Raw genomic sequence first — 18997 nt, forward strand, 5'->3', positions numbered from 1 at the left:
TCGGTAGAGTCGGCCCATGGGCCTCTCCCCCTCCCCGCCGCCCCCCTACGACCGCCGCCTCGTCGGCTGGCTCTCCCTCGGCCAGCTCGTCACCTGGGGCAGCGTCTTCTACACCTTCGCGCTCCTGATGGAGCCGGTCGAGCGCGAGCTCGGCCTGAGCCGGGCCCAATCCTCGCTGGCCTTCAGCCTCGCGCTGCTGGCGGAGGGGGTCATGGCCTGGCCCGTCGGCCGCTGGATCGACCGCGGACACGAGCGCGCCGTGATGACCGGCGGCTCGGTGCTGATCGCCGCCGGACTGCTGCTGAACAGCGTGGCGCACACCGCCGCCGGCTTCTACGCGGCCTGGCTGCTGCTCGGCGCGGCGCTCGCGGCCACGCTCTACACGCCGGCCTTCGCGGTCGTCACGCGCCGCTTCCCCAACGACTTCCGGCGCGCCATCATCACGCTCACCTTCCTTGGCGGGCTGGCCAGCACGGTCTTCATTCCGCTCGATGCCTGGCTGATCGCGCAGCTGGGCTGGCGCCATGCACTGTGGGTGCTGGCCGCGGTCCACCTGCTGCTGTGCGCGCCGCTGCACGCGCGCATCCTGCGTCATGCGCCGAAGCGCAGCATCGCCGTGCCGGCGGCGGGCGCCACGGCGGCGCGGCGTCCCGTCGGCCACTACCTGCGCAGCGCACCCTTCCTGCTCATCGGCGTCTTCACCGTGCTGCTGATGGCCGTGACCGCCGCGCTGCCGCCGCACATGGTGAGCCTGCTGCGCGGCGCCGGGCTGTCGGAGACCTGGGCCATCGCGGTGCCGGCCGCGATCGGCATCGTGCAGGTGTTCGGCCGCGCCCTGCTCTACTTCTTCGAGCACCACTTCGACCTGCATCTGGCGAACCGGCTGATTCCCTGCCTGATCCCGATCGGCCTGGCGACCCTGCTGGCCGGCGCCGGGCATCCGGCCGCGGCGCTCGCCTTCGTGCTGTTCTACGGCATGGGCAACGGCATGCTGACGATCGTCAAGGGCACCGCGATCGCGCAGTACGTGAACCGCGAGCACGTGGCGACGCTGAACGGCGCCCTCGGCCTGCCGAGTGCGATCGCCCGCGCCATCGCGCCGCTGATGCTGGGCCTGCTGTGGACGCCCGCGGGCGGCTATACGGCCGGCCTGTGGATCCTGCTGGCGGCCAGCCTGGTCGCCGTGCTGGCGCTGCTCGGCGCCCAGCGGCGGCGCGTCAGATGATCCCTCTGCCGGCCAGGTTGCGCATCAAGGCGCCGATGCCGAAGGTCCAGCGCGGTGCCTGGTCCGCATGCACCACTCGGTTGTGCAGCGCGCCGAGTTCGGGCGCCGAGATCGTCACCCGGTCGCCGACCACGTGCGTGAAGCCCTGGCCCGGCCCGTGCCGGTCCTGGGTCGGCGCGAACATGGTGCCCAGGAACAGCATCAAGCCATCCGGATAGGCGTGGTGCGGGCCGATCGCCTGCGACACCAGGTCGAGCGGGTCGCGGCTGATCTTCGAAAGCGAACTCGCGCCGTCGAGCGTGAAGCCCTCGGGCCCGACCACCCGCAGCGCCACCGTGACGCGGCGCACGTCGTCGATGCCGAAGTGCTCGTCGAACAGCCGGATGAAAGGCCCGATCGCGCACGACGCGTTGTTGTCCTTGGCCTTGCCGAGCAGCAGCGCGCTGCGGCCCTCGAAGTCGCGCAGGTTGACGTCGTTGCCCAGCGCCGCGCCGAGCGTCCGGCCGCGGCTGTCGACCGCCAGCACCACCTCGGGCTCGGGGTTGTTCCAGACCGAACCCGAATGGATCCCGACGTCGGCGCCGGTGCCGACCGCGGCCAGCACCGGGGCCTTGGTGAAGATCTCGGCGTCGGGCCCGATGCCGACCTCGAGGTACTGCGACCAGGCGCCCTGCGCGATCAGCACGTCCTTGACCTTGGCGGCCTGCGGCGAGCCGGGCACGATGCCCGCCAGGTTGTCGCCCAGCACGCCGCCGAGCGCGGCGCGGATCGATTCGGCCTTGGAGGCATCGCCGCGCGACTGCTCCTCGATCACGCGCTCCAGCAGGCTGGCGATGAAGGTCACGCCGCTGGCCTTGACCGCCTGCAGGTCGCAGGGCGCGAGCAGCCACGGGTGCTGCGCGTCGCGCCGGGTCTCGTCGCTGTTGGCCAGCGCCTGCTCGAGCGACGCCACGCGCTGCGTGCGCTCGTCGCGCAGGGCCTCGCGCACCGCGCCGACCGGATCGTCGAGTTCCAGCAGCTGGCTTGCGGTGGCGGCGACCCGCGACAGGTCGTGCAGGCCGCCTTCGTGCACGGCGACCAGCACCGGGCCGATGTCGGGCTGCCAGAGGCGCCCGACCAGGGTGGCGCGCTCGGCATCGCGAGGCAGGGACTGGGCGGGCGAAAGCATCGAGGTCATGCGAAGGTCTCCAGGGAGCGGGCCGGCGATTTCGGCCTCTGCGCCCCGGATCGTACGGGACTCTCAGCGTCGCGGGGCGCTCGGCGTCTCGGCCCGCAGGCGGGCCACGCGCCCGGGCAGGTCCGCCCAGGCCGGTTCCTGCGGCGCGAAGCGGGCTCGCATGTAGCCGGCCAGCTCGGCGATCTGGGCATCGTCGAGCGCCTCGCGGAAGGCCGGCATGAAGCCGATGTCGCGCGCAGCCGGTTCGCGCACCCCGTCGAGGATGGTGCGCAGCAGGTTGTCGGGCCGCGCGCTCGTGAGGTTGCTGTTGAGCGCCAGCGGCGTGTTCACGCCCAGCAGCGTCGGCCCGTCGCCATCGTGGTGGCAGGCGGCGCAGGCGCTGTCGAACATGCGCTGCGCGGGCCCGAGCAGCCGGCCTTGCTGCGCCGCCGCCTCCGCCACTAGGCGCTGCGCCCGGGCCTCCGCCTCCGCCGGCGTGGTGGCGGTGTTGAACGACGCCAGGTAGGTGGCCATGGCGCGGATGTCGGCGTCGGGCACCTGCGCCAGCTCGCGCACCACCTCGGCCATCGGACCGCCGGCGATGCCGTGCGCTTTCGCATGGCCGTGGCGCAGGTAGCCGTAGAGCGCGTCGGCGGTCCACGGCACGCCGGCGGTCGACAGCGCGGTCAGCGCCGGCGCCTCCCAGCCATCGATCATCGCGCCCGACAGCGAGGCGCTGCCGCCCCGCTCGGCGCCGAGCGCATTGCGCGGCGTGTGGCAGGCGCCGCAGTGGCCCAGGCCGTTGACCAGGTAGGCGCCACGGTTCCATTCGGCGCTCTGGGCCGTCACCGGCCGGTAGGGCGCGGGGTCGTGGAACAGCGCGTTCCAGCCGGCCATCAGCGGACGCAGGCCGAAGGGGAACTTGAGCGCCGCCGGCGGCGTCTCGGCGCGCACCGGCGGCAGCGACATGAAGTAGGCGTAGAGCGCCTGCAGGTCGTCGTCGCTGGTCTTGGCGAAGGCGGTGTACGGAAAGGCCGGGTACAGGTGATGGCCGTCGCGCGAGATGCCCTCGCGCATCGCCCGCTGGAAGGCCGTGAACGACCAGCGGCCGAGGCCGGTGTCGGCATCGGGCGTGAGGTTGGTGGTGTGGAGGGTGCCGAAGGGCGTCTCCATCGCCCGGCCGCCCGCGTTGGGCGTGCCGCCCGGCGCCGTGTGGCAGACCGCGCAGTCGCCGAGCGCGGCCAGCCGGCGGCCGCGCTCGATCGTCGCCTCGCTGTAAGCCGGCGCACTGAAGCTGACCGGCGCGATCGCCGAGCGCCAGCCCGCGAGCCCCGCGACCACGCCGATGCCGCCGACGATGAGCGCGCCGGCGCCGGCCCACAGGCCGCGGCGCTTCGGCCATGGTGCGGAGGCCGGCAGCTGCCGCGGGGCCGCCGCGGGAGCGGTTTCGGGCCCGGCCGGCGCCGGCAGCGGATTGAGCGCCGCCCGCACCACTTCGGGCGTGAACGGCGGCGACCGGAAGCGCACGCCGGTGGCATCGAAGATCGCGTTGGCGATCGCGGCGGTGCCCGGCACCGAGGACGATTCGCCGGCGCCCAGCGACGGCTCGCCGGGCCGCTGCAGGTGCATCACCTCGATCACCGGCACTTCGCGGAAGTTGATGATCGGGTAGCTGCCCCACTCGCGGCTGGCGACCACGCCCGAAGGCGGCCGGCCGGGCAGCAGCGCCGACCCGGGCGCGGCCTGCGGCGCGAAGCGCACCTGCTCCTTGAGCGCGCGGCTGGTCGTCTGGATCACGTTGCCGTGGATCTGGTGCTCGACACCGGCCGGGTTGACCATCAGCCCGGCGTCATGGCCGACCACCACGCGCCGCACATGCACCTCGCCGGTCTTGCGGTTGACCTCGACATCGGCCACCCAGGCCGACCAGGCGGCGCCGAAGCCCGGCCACTTGCTGTGTACGTAGCGCGCATACGCGAAGCCCTGGCCGAACAGCACGTCGCCGCCCGGGCCGAGGCCGTTGTCGGCGTTCTCCTGCGGGCCCGTGCGCATGCGCCAGCCGGCCTTCTGCGCGGTCTGGCGCACCAGCTCGGCGGCGCGCGGATCGTGCAGATGGCGCAGCCGGAAAGCCACCGGGTCGACACCCGCGGCGGTCGCGAGTTCGTCGACATAGGACTCGTGGGCGAACGAGCTCGGCAGCGCCGACACCCCGCGCAGCCACGAGGCGCGCACGATCGGCGCCATGTCGTTTACCTTGACCCGCAGGTTCGGATAGCCGTAGGGCGGCCGCGCGGTGCGGTCGCCCATCTCGAAGGCCTGCGCCACCGGCTCGACGGTCCGGGTCAGCAGCAAGGCCAGCGTCGGCGCGCCGTTCGACGGGTAGGAGGTCTCGAAGTCGTAGGCCGCGACGCCGCCCTCGGCATCGAGCCCGCCCTGGATGCGCATCAGCTGCGCGGCGCCCTTGGGCTCCCACAGGTGCTCCTGCTCGCGCGTGAGCTGCACCCGCACCGGGGCGCCGGCCGCGCGCGCCAGCAGGGCCGCATCGGCCGCGACATCGTCGGCGCCGTTGCGGCCGTAGCAGCCGGCGGCCTCCATGCGCACCACGTCGACCGCGGTGTCGTCCAGGCCCATGAGTTTGCCGAGGTCGGCCCGCAGCACGTGCGGGTTCTGAGAACCGGCCCAGACGCGGAGTTCAGCCCCCCCGCCCGGCCGCCAATGCGCCAGCGCGCACGAGGGCCCGATCGACGCATGCATCTGGTAGGGCCAGACGTAGGTGCGTGGCATCGGCTGGGCCGCGCCCGCCAGCCCGCCGTCGACATCGCCTTCGTCGACCAGCAGGCGCTGCGTCGACGGATTGGCACTGATCGCGCCTTCGAGGTCGTCGAGCGGCGGCAGGCCGGGCCAGGCCTTCCAGTGCACGCGCAGTTCGCGCACCGCCTGTTCGGCGTGCTCCTCGCGCTCGGCGACGATGCCGACGAAATCGCGGATCACGACCACGGCACGGATGCCGGGAATGTGCGCGATCGAGGCCTCGTCGACCGACTCCAGCGTGTTGCCGATGTAGTCGCCATGGTCCGCCCCCGCATAGGGCGGCCGCACGACGCGGCCGTGCAGCATGCCGGGCAGGCGCATGTCGTGCACGAAGACGGTCTCGCCGGCCAGCTTGGCAGGAATATCGACGCGCGGCTGCGAACGGCCGACGATGCGGTAGTCGGCCGGGTCCTTCGGTTTCGACAACGTGTCCAGCTGCAGCACGCTGCGCCCGCCGGCCACCAGCTCGCCGATGCCGATGCCGAAGGCCGGGTCGTCGCGGTGCCGGACCCGGCCGTCGCGCAGGGTCAGCAGCACGGGCTGCACGCCCAGTTGCTCCGCTGCCTGCGCGATCAGCCAGCCGCGCGCCTGTGCCGCCGCATGCCGCAGCGGGGCCGCGTGGATCTGGATCGAGGCGCTGGCGATCGTCGCCCCCTGGTTGGGCGCGCACGCGGTGTCGCCGAGCACCATGCGGACCTGCGCCATCGGCAGGTCGAGCTCCTCGGCCACGATCTGCGACAGCGCGGTCTGGATGCCGGTGCCGAGGTCGACATGGCCGTTCAGCGCCGTGACGCTGCCGTCGTCCCAGACCGCGAGCAGCACCTCCGGCCCCTCGGCCGGATTGCCCGCCACCGCCGCCGGCTGGCCCGGCGACGGCGGCGGCGCCGGGGGCGTCTCGCGCACGACGACGAGAACGCCGTCGGCCTGGAGGAAATCGCTGCGCGTGCGGGGCAGGTCGGCGCGGCGCGTCACGTGCCGGCGCCTTCCGCGATCCGCAGCGCGGCACGCTGCACCGCGGCCAGGATCTCGACGTGGGTGCCGCAACGGCACAGGTTGCCCGACAGCTCGCTGCGGATGCGCGCCTCGCTCGGATTCGGCTCGCGCGCGAGCAGCGCCGCGGCCTGCATCACCATGCCGTTGAGGCAGTAGCCGCACTGCGCGGCCTGGGCGTCTTCGAAACCCTGCTGCACGGGGTGCCAGTGCTCACGGGTGCCGAGGCCTTCGAGCGTGGTGATCTCGCGGCCGGCCACGCCGTGCGCCGGAATCACGCAGGCCCGCGCCGCCGTGCCGTCGACCCACACGGTACAGGCGCCGCACTGGCCGAGGCCGCAGCCGAACTTGGGCCCGTTGAGCCCCAGGTCGTTGCGCAGCACATGCAGCAGCGAGGCCTCGTGCGACGCCCTGAGTTCGACGCTGCGTCCGTTGACCTTGAGTCCGAGCTCCGGCATCTTCCCGGGCGGCTCAGACGATGTCCGTGGACTGGATGCGCTTCACGCCCTTGGCCGCCATCTGCTTCCACGCCGCGGCCAGCGAGCCATTGAGGTCGATGGCGCGCGTCGCGTCCTCGATCACGTAGACCTCGAAGCCCGCCTTGCGTGCATCCATCGCGGTCCAGGCGACGCAGAAGTCGGTCGCCAGGCCGGTGACGAACACGGTCTTCACGCCCCGCGCCTTCAGGTAGCCGGCCAGCCCGGTGGCGGTCTTGTGGTCGGCCTCCTCGAAGGCCGAATAGCTGTCCATGTCCTTGTGGAAGCCCTTGCGGATGATGATCTGCGCGGTCGGCAGCTTCAGGTCCTTGTTGAGCGCGGCATCGTCGGTGCCCTGCACGCAGTGGTCGGGCCACAGCACCTGCGAGCCGTAGCTCAGCTTGGTGGTCTCGAAAGGCTTCTTGCCGGCGTAGGTGCTCGCGAACGAGGCATGGCCGGGCGTGTGCCAGTCCTGCGTGACGACGATGTTCTGGAATGCATCGGCAAGCTTGTTGATGACCGGCACCACCTCGGCGCCGCCCTTCACCGGCAGCGTGCCGCCTTCGATGAAACAGTTCTGCACGTCGACCACGATCAGCGCCGCATTGGCCGCCGGCTTGATCTTCGCGGCCGCGAACAGCGGCATCGAGATGCCAAGGCCACTGACAAGGCCGAAAGCGGCCGCGGATTTCAGGACGGTTCTGCGTTGCATGGTGTCGCTCCTCGGGTTGAACAAAGACTCAGACGCTCAGGTAGGCACGGCGGACTTCGTCGTTGGCCGCCAGTTCGGCCATCGACGCCTGGTAGCGGATCTGCCCCTTCTCGAGCACGTAGGCCCGGTCGGACACCAGCTCCGCGAAATGCATGTTCTGCTCGGACAGCAGGATGCTCACGCCCTGCGCCTTCAGCTCCAGGATCATGTTCGCCATCTGCTCGACGATCACGGGCGCGACACCCTCCGAGGGCTCGTCGAGCAGCACCAGGTACGGGTTGCCCATCAGCGTGCGCGCCACGGTCAGCATCTGCTGCTCGCCGCCGCTCATGCGGCCGCCCGGGCGGTTCGGCATCTCGCCGAGGTTCGGGAACAGCTTGAACAGGCGCTCGGGGGTCCACAGCGGCGCGTCGGTGCCGTCGCTCCAGCGGCGTGCCGGCTGCCGCCCGACCTCGAGGTTCTCCATCACGCTGAGGTCGGTGAACACGCGCCGGTCCTCGGGCACGAAGCCCAGGCCCAGCCGGGCCGCCAGGTGCGGCTCGCTCTTCGAGATGTCGTGGCCGAGGAAGCGCACCGCGCCACGGCGCTTGGCCAGCATGCCGATCAGCGCCTTGAGCGTGGTCGACTTGCCGGCGCCGTTGCGGCCCATCAGCGCCACCACTTCCCCGCGCCGGACTTCGAGATCGACGTCGTAGAGGATCTGCGCGGCGCCATACCAGGCGCACAGGGCCTTGGCTTCGAGCAAGGTCTCGTGTGAACTCATGCGTGCTCCCCGACCGCCGCGTTCACCGCAGCGGCCTTCTCTGCAATCTTCTCGAAGGTCTTGCCGCTGCCGAAGTACACCTCCTGCACCTTGGGATGGTCGCGGATCTCGAGCGGCTTGCCCTGGGCGATCAGGCGCCCGCGGGCCAGGACGATCATGCGGTCGGCGTACGCGAACACGACATCCATGCTGTGCTCGGTGAAGAGCACCGCCATGCCGCGGTCGATCACGAGCTGCTTGGTCAGCGCCATCAGCGAATTGCGTTCCTTGGGCGCCATGCCCGCGGTGGGTTCGTCCATGAGCAGCAGCTTCGGGCTGTTGGCCATCGCGATCGCGAGCTCGACCCGCTTGACGTCGCCGTAGGCCAGCACGCTGCAGGGCCGGTCGGCTTGCGACTTCATGCCGACCTGGTCGAGCAGCGCCAGCGCCTCGTCGCGCTTGTGGTCCGAGGCGCGGCGCCAGGTCGAGAACAGCTTGTGGTCGTGCGACAGCAGCGCCATCTGCACGTTCTCGGCCACGGTGAGCGAGGCGAAGGTCTCGGCGATCTGGAAGGTGCGTCCCACGCCCAGGCGCCAGATCTCGCGCGGCTTGCGCCCCACCAGTTCCTGGCCGTCGAGCAGGATCGATCCGCGGTCGGCCTTGAGCTGGCCGTTGACCATGTTGAAGGTGGTCGACTTGCCCGCGCCGTTGGGGCCGATGAGTGCCAGCAATTCGCCGGCCGCGAGCTCGAAGCTGATGCCGTCGACCGCCTTGACGCCGCCGAAGGACTTGCCGAGTTCGTTGACTTTGAGGAGGCTCATGCCTTCACCTCTTTCAGTTCGACCGCTTCGGCCTTGTGCCGGCGGCGATCGAAGAGCTGCTTGGCGAAGCCGGCGATACCCTGCGGGAACAGCAGCACCAGCAGCAGGATGATGCCGCCCAGCATCGCGCGCCAGTAGTCGGTGTTGCGCGCCACGGTGTCGTGCAGCCAGGTGAAGGTGACCGCGCCCACCACCGGGCCGGCCAAGGTCTGGATGCCGCCGAGCAGCACCATCACCAGCCCGTCGACCGACTTGCCGACGCTCAGCGATTCAGGCGAGATGCTGCCCTTGGAGAAGGCATAGAGCGCCCCCGTCAGGCCCGCCGCGGTGCCGGCGATCACGAAGGCGGCCCACTGCATGCGCTTGACGTCGATGCCGATCGCATCGGCACGCAGCTGCGAATCGCGGCCGGCGCGCAGCGCATAGCCGAAGGGCGAGAACAGCACGCGGCGCAGCCACCACACGCCCAGCCCGACCAGCGCCAGCGTGACCCAGTAGTAGGTCCGCTTGTCGGCCAGCCACTCGGAAGGCCAGACACCCGTGAGGCCGTTGCTGCCGCCGGTGAAGCTGTCCCACTGGTAGGTGATGGCCCAGGTGATCTGGGCGAAGGCCAAGGTGAGCATCGCGAGATAGACCCCGGACAGCCGCACCGCGAACCAGCCATAGACGAAGGCGCCCGCCGCGGCCACCAGCGGCGCGACGACCAGCGCCAGTTCCATCGGCATACCGCTGGCGCGCACCAGCAGCGCGGCGCCGTAGGCACCGAGCCCGAAGTAGGCCGCGTGGCCGAAGGAGTGCATGCCGGCCGGGCCCATGATGAAGTGCAGGCTGGCAGCGAACAGGGCGGCGATCAGCAGGTCGATCAGCAGCACGGTGGTGTAGGGCGAGCCGGCCGTGAGCAGGGGCATCGCGACCAGCACCAGGCCGAACAGCGCGACCGCGATCACGTAGGCGCGGCTGGGCCGCCGCAGAGGCTCTTCCTGCATGCCGACGTAGCGGCTCGGCGCCTGCGGCTTGCCGAACAGGCCCCAGGGGCGCCAGACCAGCACCACGGCCATGACCAGGAAGTCGACCACCAGCGTGAGCTTCGAGAACGAGACCGGGATGCCGAACACGTCGACCACGCCGAGCCAGATGCAGATCGCCTTGATCTCGGCGATCAGCAGCGCGGCGGCGTAGGCGCCGGGGATCGAGCCCATGCCGCCGACCACCACCACCACGAAAGCCGCGCCGATGGTGTTGAGGTCCATCTCGAGCGTGGCGGGCTCGCGCGGCAGCTGCAGCGCGCCGCCCAGGCCCGCGAGCAGCGCGCCGAGCGCGAACACCGCGGTGAATAGCCAGGCCTGGTTGACGCCCAGCGCGCTGACCATCTCGCGGTCTTGCGTGGCGGCGCGCACCAGGGTGCCGAAGCGGGTGCGGGTCAGCAGCAGCCAGACCAGGCCGAGCACCACCGGACCGACCACGATCAGGAACAGGTCGTAGGAAGGAAACTGCCGCCCGAGGATCATGACCGAGCCGGCGAGGCCCGGCGCGCGCGGCCCCAGCAGCTCGTCGGGGCCCCAGAGCCACAGCACCGCGTCCTTGATGACCAGCACGAGCGCGAAGGTGGCCAGCAGTTGAAAGAGCTCGGGCGCCTTGTAGATGCGCCGCAGCAGCACCACCTCGATCAGCGCACCCAGCACGCCGACCGCGAGTGCCGCCATCACCAGCGCCGGCCAGAAGCCGAAGCCGGTGCCCAGCCGGTCGACCAGCGTGTAGGCGACGTAGATGCCGACCATGAAGAACGAGCCATGGGCGAAGTTCACGATGCGCGTGACGCCGAAGATCAGCGACAGCCCGGCCGCCACGAGGAACAGCGAGGACGCGCTCGCCAGCCCGTTGAGCAGCTGGACGATGAAACCTGAAAAGCTCATGACCCGTTCGTTCCTGGCTCAGTCGGCGGCGCGCGACTTCTTGATCTCGGCGGCGCTCGGCTGGTACTTGGCGTCGGAGCCGTCGAGATACACGTAGTCGACCATCACGCCCTTGCCGCCCTCGTTCTTGGTGCGGCCCACGAAGGCGCCCATGGTCGACTGGTTGTCCTCGGGGCGGTAGGTGATCTTGCCGAAGGGCGTGTCGACCTGCAGGCCCTTGAAGGCCGCGACCACCTTCTCGGTGTCGGTGCTCTTGGCCTTCGCGATGCCCGCCGCGGCCGACTTGATCATGCTGTAGCCGACCACCGAGCCCAGGCGCGGGTAGTCCTTGAACTTGGCCTGGTAGGCCTGCTCGAATTTCTTGTGATCGGCGGTCGTGATGCCGTACCACGGGTAGCCGGTGACGATCCAGCCGTTGGGCGCCTCGTCCTTGAGCGGGTCCATGTATTCGGGCTCGCCGGTGAGCACGCTCACCACCTCGCGGTCCTTGAACAGACCGCGGGTGTTGCCCTCGCGCACGAACTTCGACAGGTCGGCACCAAAGAGCACGTTGAAGATCGCGTCGGGCTTGGCATCGGACAGCGCCTGCACCACGCTGCCGGCGTCGACCTTGCCGAGCGGCGTGGCCTGCTCGGCGACGAACTCGACATCGGGCTGGGCTGCCTTCAGCAGCGTCTTGAAGGCCGCCACGGCCGACTGGCCGTATTCGTAGTTGGGGTACACCACCGCCCAGCGCTTCTTCTTGAGCTTGGCCGCCTCGGGCACCAGCATCGCGGCCTGCATGTAGGTGCCGGGACGCAGGCGCACCGTGTAGGCGTTGCCGCCCTGCCAGGTGAGCTTGTCGGTCAGCGGCTCGCCGGCCAGGAAGAAGAACTTCTTCTGCTTGGCGAAGTCGGCCACCGCCATGCCGGTGTTCGACAGGAACGTGCCGGCCAGGATGTCGACCTTCTCGCGCGAGACCAGTTCTTCGGCCACGCGCACCGCGTCGCCCGGGTTGGCGTTGTCGTCGCGGCTGATCAGTTCGATCTTCTTGCCGTTGACGCCGCCGGCCGCATTGATCTCGTCGACCGCCAGCTCCATCCCCTTCTTGTAGGGCTCGAGGAAGGCGGGCTGCGCCTTGTAGCTGTTGATCTCGCCGATCTTGATGACGCCCTGCGCATGCGCCGGAGCGAGTGCGGTGGCGAGCGTGGCGACGGCGGCCGCGGTGAAGGCTAGGCGCATGGGATTCATCGGGAACTCCTTGGGATCGAACAGAAAGAAAATTTTGCGGCAATCAGGCCGGCGCCGGGCCGCCCCAAGGCGGCCTGCGGCCCCCTCGGGGGGCAGCGACACACGAAGTGAGGAGCGTGGGGGTCACATTCATCACCGGAGGCCGTCTTCGCCCTTGATCTCGGACACTTGCAGGCCGCCGATCCGCGGCAGCGGGCGGCCGCTATCGGTGACCGCCACCGCGACCACGATCTCGTTGGCGCGCGGCGCGTCGGACACCCGGGCCTCGATGGCATCGAAATGGCTGCGCACGAAGGCCGCGTCTTTGTGGCCCAGCGGCACGTCGATGGCGGTGCCGAGCGTGCCGCGCTTCTTGCTCGACGGCACCAGCGCGGCGCCCTTCTCGACCGCCACCCGCAGCGGCGCGCCGAGCTTCGGATGGAGGATGGCCGCGGCGTGCTCGAGCTCGCCCGCCTCGCCGACGATCGCGGCCTTGCCGTAGCTCTGGGCCTGGCCGGGCGCGATGCCGAGCGCGGCCACGGCCTTCTGGCCCAGCAGCGCGCCGAGTTCCTCGCCGATCGCGATCAGCTCGTCGAGCGATTCGCTGTAGCGGCCGGCGTAGGGGTTGTCGATCACGGCGATGGCGACCGCGCGGCGCGTCGGCGGGTCGATCGCCTGGCCCATTTCCTTGCGGGTTTCGTCGACCTGGACGACGAGCTTGCGGATATTTGCACTCATGGTTGGTTCCTTGTCTCTGTCGGGTTCAGCGGAGGCCGTCCCACTTGGAAATGTTCTCGGCCCGCAGGCCGCCGACGCGATCATGCACGCGGTAGCCGGTGCTCATGGCGAGGATGAAGACGATCTCGTCGGCCGCCGGCGCGCCCGGCACGCGGACCTCGATGGCATCGAACTGGCCCCGCACGTAGCTGGCGTTGATGTTGGTCAGCGGCACGTCGAGCGCGGCGCCGGGCGGGCCGACCTTCTTGGTCGACGGCACGATCGACAGCGCATTGCCGGGCTGGCCGGTCTTCTCTTCGGCCTGGCCCTTGCGGTAGGCCTCGCGGTCGCCTTTCCAGCCGAGCAGCTCGCGCATCGCATAGCCGCCGGGCACGTGCCACAGCGCGCCGTGCTCGAGCTCGCCGGCGGCGCCGACGATGGCGCCCTTGCCGTAGGTGGCGATCTGCTCGACCGGCACGTCCATGGCGGCGCGCAGGCGGTGCGCCATGTCGACGCCGACCGGATCGAGCAGCGCCATCATCGGCAGGATGTCGGGCTCGTAGCGGCCCGCGAAGGGATTGGTCAGCACCGCGCCGATGGCGCCCCGCACCAGCGGCGTCGCGGCACGCGGTCCGAACTCGTGGTGGATGTGCTCGACATGGGTAAAGACGCGGCGGATATCGATCATGAAAAGGTGTCCTGCTTTTCGTTAAGCAAATACTGAACCAACTGCATCGGCAGCGATGCTGCCCTCGCTCTGCGGCAGCAGCTCCGCAAACCCGGAGCTTAAGGGCTGGACGACCCGCCACTGCCCCTGGCAGACCAGCACCACGGAGGCCACGAGCCCGAGGCGCTGCAGCGCCTCGGCGCGCTCGACGCCCGCATCCAGTGCACGATGCACTTTCGAGGGCGCCAGCGTGCCGACGTCGACCGTCACCGGGATGTCGCCGAGGTCGCTGTCGTCCTTGCATTCGTTCGCCGGCCGGCGCTGGATGCCGGCATCGGCTACATCGACCGCATTGGCGATCACGGTGGCCGCGGCGTCGGCCTGGGCCGCGGTGGCGGCCAGCACCGTCACGCTGTCGGCGATGCCGAGCGAGAAGCTGCGGCCGCGCCAGCCGCTGGTGGCGACGCCGCGCACCGGATCTTCTGCGCGCAGTTCGAACTGGCCGTCGGTGGTGATGAGGCCCGGCGCGCGCAGGTCGAAGCGGGCGAGGTCGGCGAACAGGCCGATGCGCGCGCTCTGGCCGGGCGCCAGGTGCAGGGCGATGTCGCCGCCGTTGTTGATCCAGGCGCGCTCGATGCCCGGCCGGTGGTAGCAGGGGATCAGCTCCTGCGCCACCGCACCGGCGACCGCGGCCATCGGCGTGATGAAGCCGGCGCGAAACGGCGCGCAAGCCTCCCACATGCGGCGCGCGACCGGGCCGCGCAGCGGACAGTCGCCGTCGGCCACCGGCTGGCGCAGCAGGGGCAGCTCGGCCACCAGCTCGTCGAGCAGCACGGCGAAACGCCGCCACACATGCTCGTGCGCCACCGCGACCTCGACCGCATCGCCGTGGGCTTCGGCGATGAGGTCGATCGGGCCATGGTTCAGATGCCAGCGGCCACCGTCCAGCGCAGTGCGTTGTGCAGGCATGAAATTCAACCCAGCATCGGCGGCTGGCCGAGCGGCCAGGGATTGGCCGCATCCATGCGCAGCCACCGGCGCGCCAGCGGGGCGCCGTCGTCCTGCCAGGCACCGCGGGCCAGCGCCTGTTCGAGCGAGAACACATGCTCCATGTGGCCGCCCAGCGCGGCGTAGTCGTCGCGCCGCATGCTGAACTCGATCGGCGCGACGATCGCCGGAGTCGGCACGGTGCCGAAGCTGTTGTCGGGCATCCGCAGCACGTCGGCCATCACCGTGATGCCGCCGCCCGGCCACACGTAGGCCGGCGCGCCGCCGCAGGTCACGTTGACCAGTGCCCGCTTGATGGCCCGCGTGAGCAGCACCGGGTTCTCGGTCACGCCGGCGCGCAGGGACCCGCCGGCGCCGCCGAGGAACAGCACCGTGCACAGCGAGGGTTCGCAGTTCTCGCCGATGCGCTCGACGATGCGGCGCACCTCGGCCGGCATCGGCTGCTCGACCGGCTGCAACTGCTCGTCGAGCACATACCACTGCGCGTGCTCGCCGGTGGTGGACGTCATCAGCAGGCGCAGGCCCGGCCGGGCCACGCCCTCCTCCCAGCCCTCGATGATCGACAGCGGATCGTCGATGTCGGTGCCGCCCCAGCCATTGCCCGGATTCGCGACCTGGAAATAGCGCCCCGGCGTCGACTTGCGCCCGCGCATCTGGATGCCCGACGGCGCCATGTCGAGGCAGCGCCCGGCCTGGTGCTCGGTCAGCACGCCCGTGATGTGGTCGTCGACCACCACCACCTCGTCGGCGTGGCCGAACAGCTGGCGCGCGAAGATGCCGACCGCCGCCGAACCGCAGCCCACGCGCATGCGCTGCTCCTCGACGCCATTGACGATCGGCGCGCGGCCGGCCTGGATCACCATGCTGGCGCCGCCGTCGATCACGCATTCGACCGCCTTCTTGTTGCCCAGCAGCTGCATCAGCTCGCAGGTCATGCGGCCTTCCTTCTTGCTGCCGCCCGTGAGGTGGTGCACGCCGCCCAGCGACAGCATCTGCGAGCCGTATTCGGCCGTGGTGACGTGGCCGACCACCTCGCCCTTGTAGCGGACGTTGGCCTGCTCGGCGCCGAGGAAGCGGTCGGTGTCGATCTTCACCTTGAAGCTGCAATAGCTGAAGATGCCTTCGGTGACGACCGTCACCATGTCGACCCCCTGCGCCTTCGAGGCGACGATGAACGGCGCCGGCTTGTAGTCGGGATAGGTGGTGGAGGAGCCCACGCCGGTCACGAAGACCTCGTCGGCATGCAGGAGATCGCCGTCCCAGTCGGCATCGGCCGCCGGCGCTTCGGCGTGCTCGGCCCCCTCGACCTCGTTGCCGATGCGCGCAAAAGGCACCAGCGCCGGCGATTCGCTCGCCAGCTCGCGCCGCAGCAGCACCACCGGGTCGACCCGCACCAGCACGCCGGCGCGGTTGGCGTAGCGGTCGCAGGCGCCGGTGCGGCCGTCGGAGATCTGGCACAGCACCGGGCAGGCGTTGCACTCGACCTTGCTGGTGCTCATGCGCTCGTTGCGCAGCGGCGCGCGGCCCAGGGCTTCGGGCACCACCGGCATGTCCATGCCGGGCAATCCATCTGTCTTGGTGTGTTCGGTCATCGCGGGGGTCTCGTGGCAGTCTGGGGAGGGAAGGCGAGCGGAGGTGCAACATCTGTGCCGGCCGCCCGCTGGCACCTTCTCTTGTGCTGGAACTGACGTTTGTGTAGCATTCCCTACACTTTCATGTGGTGAACGCTACATTTATTGATCCAATGTAGCAAACGGGCCCGATGCTTGCATTGGGGTTTTCGCGGGCATCGCCGACAATTGGTGCATCCCTTGTTCGTTCATAACCATTCCTGACCCTTATGAGTGCATTCAGCGAAGAACGCGTGCTCAGCGTCCACCACTGGACCGACCGGCTGTTCACCTTCACCACCACCCGCGATCCGGCCCTGCGTTTCTCCAACGGCCACTTCACGATGATCGGCCTGAAGGTCAACAACAAGCCGCTGCTGCGGGCCTACAGCATCGTCAGCCCGAACTACGAGGAGCACCTGGAGTTCCTCAGCATCAAGGTGGAAGAAGGCCCGCTGACCTCCCGGCTGCAGCACATCCAGGTCGGCGACACGGTCATCGTGGGCCGCAAGCCCACCGGCACCCTGCTGATCGACTACACGCTGCCGGGCAAGCGGCTCTACCTGTTCGGCACCGGCACCGGCCTGGCGCCGTTCATGAGCATCATCCGCGACCCCGAGACCTACGAGAAGTACGAGCAGGTCGTCCTGGTGCACGGCGTGCGCCAGGTCGACGAGCTGGCCTACCACGACCTAGTCACCGACCATCTGCCCAAGCACGAGATCCTCGGCGAGATGATCGAGAAGCAGCTTCTCTACTACCCGACCGTGACGCGCGAGGAGTTCCGCAACATGGGCCGGATCACCGAGCTGATCGAAAGCAACAAGCTCACCGACGACCTCGGCCTGCCGGCGCTCAATGCCGCCGAAGACCGCGTCATGCTGTGCGGCAGCCCGGGCCTGCTGGTCGACCTCAAGCACATCCTCGAGGCCCGCGGCTTCAAGGAAGGCAACACCTCGACGCCGGGCGACTACGTGGTCGAGCGCGCCTTCGCCGAAAAGTAGAGCGAAGCCGCAGATGCCCGAGGCCAAGGCAGCCGCGCGCAAGAGCGCGCCCAAGCCCGCGACGCGCCGCACCGGCGTGCGCGAGGCCGCGGCGCAAGCCACCCGCGAGAGCATCCTGCGCGCGGCCACCAAGGTGTTCGCGAAGTACGGCTACGACGGCGGCAGCGTCGAGAAGATCTCGAAGGCCGCCAAGTCGTACGACCGCATGATCTACTACTACTTCGGCAGCAAGGAAGGCCTGTTCATCGCGGTGCTCGAAGGCATCTACCGGCGCATGGACGATGCCGAGGCCGCGATCGACCTCGATGCCTCGCGGCCGGTGGAGTCGCTCACGGCGGTGATCCGGTTCGTGCTCGGCTACTACCGCAGGAACCCCGAGTTCGTCACGCTGCTGAACACCGAAAACCTGCACAAGGGCCGGCACATCGCCAAGTCGCTGCGGGCGCGCGAGTACTCGTCGCGGGCCATCTCGATCATCAGCGAGATCGTCGCCGCGGGCGTCCAGCAGGGCCTGTTCCGCGACGACGTGGCACCGCGCGACCTGTACCTGCTGATCGCCTCGACCGGCTATTTCTACACGTCGAACCGGCACACGCTGACCGCGTTCCTCGGCGAGCCCCTGGAGACGCCGGAGGCGGTCGCGCATTGGGAAGACTTCGTGATCGAGACCGTGCTGCGCACCGTCGATGCCGGAGCTTCCGAGGAAGAATCCACTCACGAGGAAAAGAAATGGCAGAAGTCGCAACCGGCGCCAAGTCGGGCAAGGTCGTCATCCGGAACATAGGCCTGCTGCTGTCGGGCGACATCGACAAGCCCATCCTGGATGCCGACACCATCGTCGTCGTCGACGGGCTGATCGTCGCGGTCGGCAAGGAAAAAGACTGCGACCTCGAAGGCGCGAAGACCGTCATCGACTGCAAGAAGACCTGCGTCGCGCCGGGCCTGATCGACAGCCACGTGCATCCGGTCGCGGGCGACTGGACGCCGCGCCAGAGCCAGCTCAACTGGATCGAATCGAGCCTGAACGGCGGCGTCACCACCATGATTTCCGCCGGCGAGGTGCACTACCCCGGGCGCCCCAAGGACATCGTCGGCCTGAAGGCGCTGGCGATCACCGCGCAGCGCGCCTTCGATGCCTTCCGCCCGGCTGGCGTGAAGGTGCTGGCCGGTGCGCCGGTCATCGAGAAGGGCATGGTCGAGAGCGACTTCAAGGAACTGGCCGAAGCCGGCGTCGGCCTGCTCGGCGAGGTCGGCCTGGGCTCGGTCAAGGCCGGCTATGAAGCCAAGGAGATGGTCGCCTGGGCGCGCAAGTACGGCATCCAGAGCACGATCCACACCGGCGGGCCATCGGTGCCCGGCTCGGGCTACATCGACAAGGACACGGTGCTGGAGGCCGACGCCGACATCATCGGCCACATCAACGGCGGCCACACCTCGCTGCCGGAGGCGCATGTGTGCGAGTTGTGCGAGAAGAGCACGCGTGGCATCGAGATCGTGCACAACGGCAACGAGCGCACCGCGATCGCGGCGGCGCGGGCGGCCATCGAACTCAAATGCCCGCACCGCGTGATCCTGGGCACCGACGGCCCGGCCGGCTCCGGCGTGCAGCCGCTGGGCATCCTGCGGATGGTCTCTCTGATTTCCTCGTTCGCCAACATCCCGGCCGAGCTGGTGTTCTGCTTCGCCACCGGCAACACGGCGCGCCTGCGCCGTCTCAACTGCGGGCTGATCGAGGTCGGCCGCGACGCCGACTTCGTCTTCATGGACCGGGCCCAGCACTCCTCGGGCAAGACCCTGCTGGAGAGCGTGCAGCTCGGCGACATCCCGGGCGTCGGGATGGTCATGATCGACGGCATCGTGCGCTGCGGACGCAGCCGCAACACGCCGCCGGCGACGGAGATTGCCGTGGTGGTGTCGGGGGGGCACTGAGCCGCGC

16 protein-coding genes are annotated in these 18997 nt (G+C 69.9%); 4 read left to right on the forward strand and 12 right to left on the reverse strand.

Features of this window, described 5'->3' with window-relative positions:
• The first annotated feature begins 16 nt into the window (after window positions 1-16).
• A complete protein-coding gene (locus QTI17_RS20235) occupies window positions 17-1225 on the forward strand; it encodes an MFS transporter (protein WP_286535180.1) in 1209 nt (402 codons plus the stop codon).
• Here the strand turns inward: QTI17_RS20235 and QTI17_RS20240 are convergent.
• The 12 genes from QTI17_RS20240 to QTI17_RS20295 all read right to left on the reverse strand — a co-directional run bounded on the left by QTI17_RS20240 (window position 1218) and on the right by QTI17_RS20295 (window position 16039).
• A complete protein-coding gene (locus QTI17_RS20240; RefSeq protein WP_286535181.1) occupies window positions 1218-2402 on the reverse strand; it encodes a fumarylacetoacetate hydrolase family protein in 1185 nt (394 codons plus the stop codon). The two genes, QTI17_RS20235 and QTI17_RS20240, sit on opposite strands and share 8 nt — an antisense overlap.
• 63 nt (window positions 2403-2465) lie before the next feature.
• Window positions 2466-6164 (reverse strand): molybdopterin cofactor-binding domain-containing protein, encoded by a 3699-nt coding sequence (locus QTI17_RS20245; protein WP_286535182.1) that lies wholly within the window; start codon window positions 6162-6164, stop codon window positions 2466-2468.
• Window positions 6161-6640 (reverse strand): (2Fe-2S)-binding protein, encoded by a 480-nt coding sequence (locus QTI17_RS20250; RefSeq protein ID WP_286535183.1) that lies wholly within the window; start codon window positions 6638-6640, stop codon window positions 6161-6163. Before QTI17_RS20250 ends, QTI17_RS20245 begins: the two co-directional genes overlap by 4 nt.
• Before the next feature lie 13 nt (window positions 6641-6653).
• Complete coding sequence (gene pncA / locus QTI17_RS20255) at window positions 6654-7370, reverse strand: bifunctional nicotinamidase/pyrazinamidase (RefSeq protein ID WP_286535184.1); 717 nt, start codon at window positions 7368-7370, stop codon at window positions 6654-6656.
• 28 nt (window positions 7371-7398) lie between these two features.
• Window positions 7399-8133: an ABC transporter ATP-binding protein gene (locus QTI17_RS20260; protein WP_286521712.1), complete on the reverse strand. Its 735-nt coding sequence runs from the start codon at window positions 8131-8133 to the stop codon at window positions 7399-7401.
• On the reverse strand, window positions 8130-8933 hold the full coding sequence (locus QTI17_RS20265; protein WP_286535185.1) for an ABC transporter ATP-binding protein: 804 nt from the start codon (window positions 8931-8933) through the stop codon (window positions 8130-8132). Before QTI17_RS20265 ends, QTI17_RS20260 begins: the two co-directional genes overlap by 4 nt.
• Window positions 8930-10846, reverse strand: a complete 1917-nt coding sequence (locus QTI17_RS20270; RefSeq protein ID WP_286535187.1) for an ABC transporter permease — start codon at window positions 10844-10846, stop codon at window positions 8930-8932. Before QTI17_RS20270 ends, QTI17_RS20265 begins: the two co-directional genes overlap by 4 nt.
• A gap of 18 nt (window positions 10847-10864) precedes the next feature.
• Window positions 10865-12076, reverse strand: coding sequence for an ABC transporter substrate-binding protein (locus QTI17_RS20275; protein WP_286535188.1), 1212 nt, complete (start codon window positions 12074-12076; stop codon window positions 10865-10867).
• Window positions 12077-12208: 132 nt separating this feature from the next.
• The gene (locus QTI17_RS20280) at window positions 12209-12793 is read right to left on the reverse strand and encodes an amino acid synthesis family protein (RefSeq protein WP_286535189.1); all 585 of its coding nucleotides are present in this window, start codon (window positions 12791-12793) and stop codon (window positions 12209-12211) included.
• 25 nt (window positions 12794-12818) lie between these two features.
• On the reverse strand, window positions 12819-13460 hold the full coding sequence (locus tag QTI17_RS20285; RefSeq protein ID WP_286372132.1) for an amino acid synthesis family protein: 642 nt from the start codon (window positions 13458-13460) through the stop codon (window positions 12819-12821).
• A gap of 21 nt (window positions 13461-13481) precedes the next feature.
• Window positions 13482-14408, reverse strand: coding sequence for a UPF0280 family protein (locus tag QTI17_RS20290; RefSeq protein ID WP_286535190.1), 927 nt, complete (start codon window positions 14406-14408; stop codon window positions 13482-13484).
• Between the two features lie 5 nt (window positions 14409-14413).
• A complete protein-coding gene (locus tag QTI17_RS20295; RefSeq protein WP_286535191.1) occupies window positions 14414-16039 on the reverse strand; it encodes a 6-hydroxynicotinate reductase in 1626 nt (541 codons plus the stop codon).
• A 248-nt stretch (window positions 16040-16287) separates the two neighbouring features.
• On the opposite strand from QTI17_RS20295, the gene QTI17_RS20300 reads away from it, so the two are divergent.
• Genes QTI17_RS20300 through QTI17_RS20310 form a run of 3 tightly spaced genes read left to right on the forward strand, consistent with a single transcriptional unit; the run spans window position 16288 to window position 18990 of the window.
• A complete protein-coding gene (locus QTI17_RS20300; protein WP_286535192.1) occupies window positions 16288-17061 on the forward strand; it encodes a ferredoxin--NADP reductase in 774 nt (257 codons plus the stop codon).
• 13 nt (window positions 17062-17074) lie between these two features.
• Window positions 17075-17845 carry a TetR/AcrR family transcriptional regulator gene (locus QTI17_RS20305; protein ID WP_286535193.1) on the forward strand — a complete coding sequence of 257 codons (771 nt, stop codon included), beginning with the start codon at window positions 17075-17077 and terminating at the stop codon, window positions 17843-17845.
• Window positions 17791-18990, forward strand: coding sequence for an amidohydrolase family protein (locus QTI17_RS20310; protein ID WP_286535194.1), 1200 nt, complete (start codon window positions 17791-17793; stop codon window positions 18988-18990). The genes QTI17_RS20305 and QTI17_RS20310 overlap by 55 nt, the downstream gene beginning before the upstream one ends.
• The last annotated feature ends 7 nt before the right edge of the window (window positions 18991-18997 follow it).

The sequence above is a fragment of the Variovorax sp. J31P179 genome, from assembly GCF_030316985.1.
Classification (GTDB): Bacteria; Pseudomonadota; Gammaproteobacteria; order Burkholderiales; family Burkholderiaceae_C; genus Variovorax; species Variovorax ginsengisoli_B.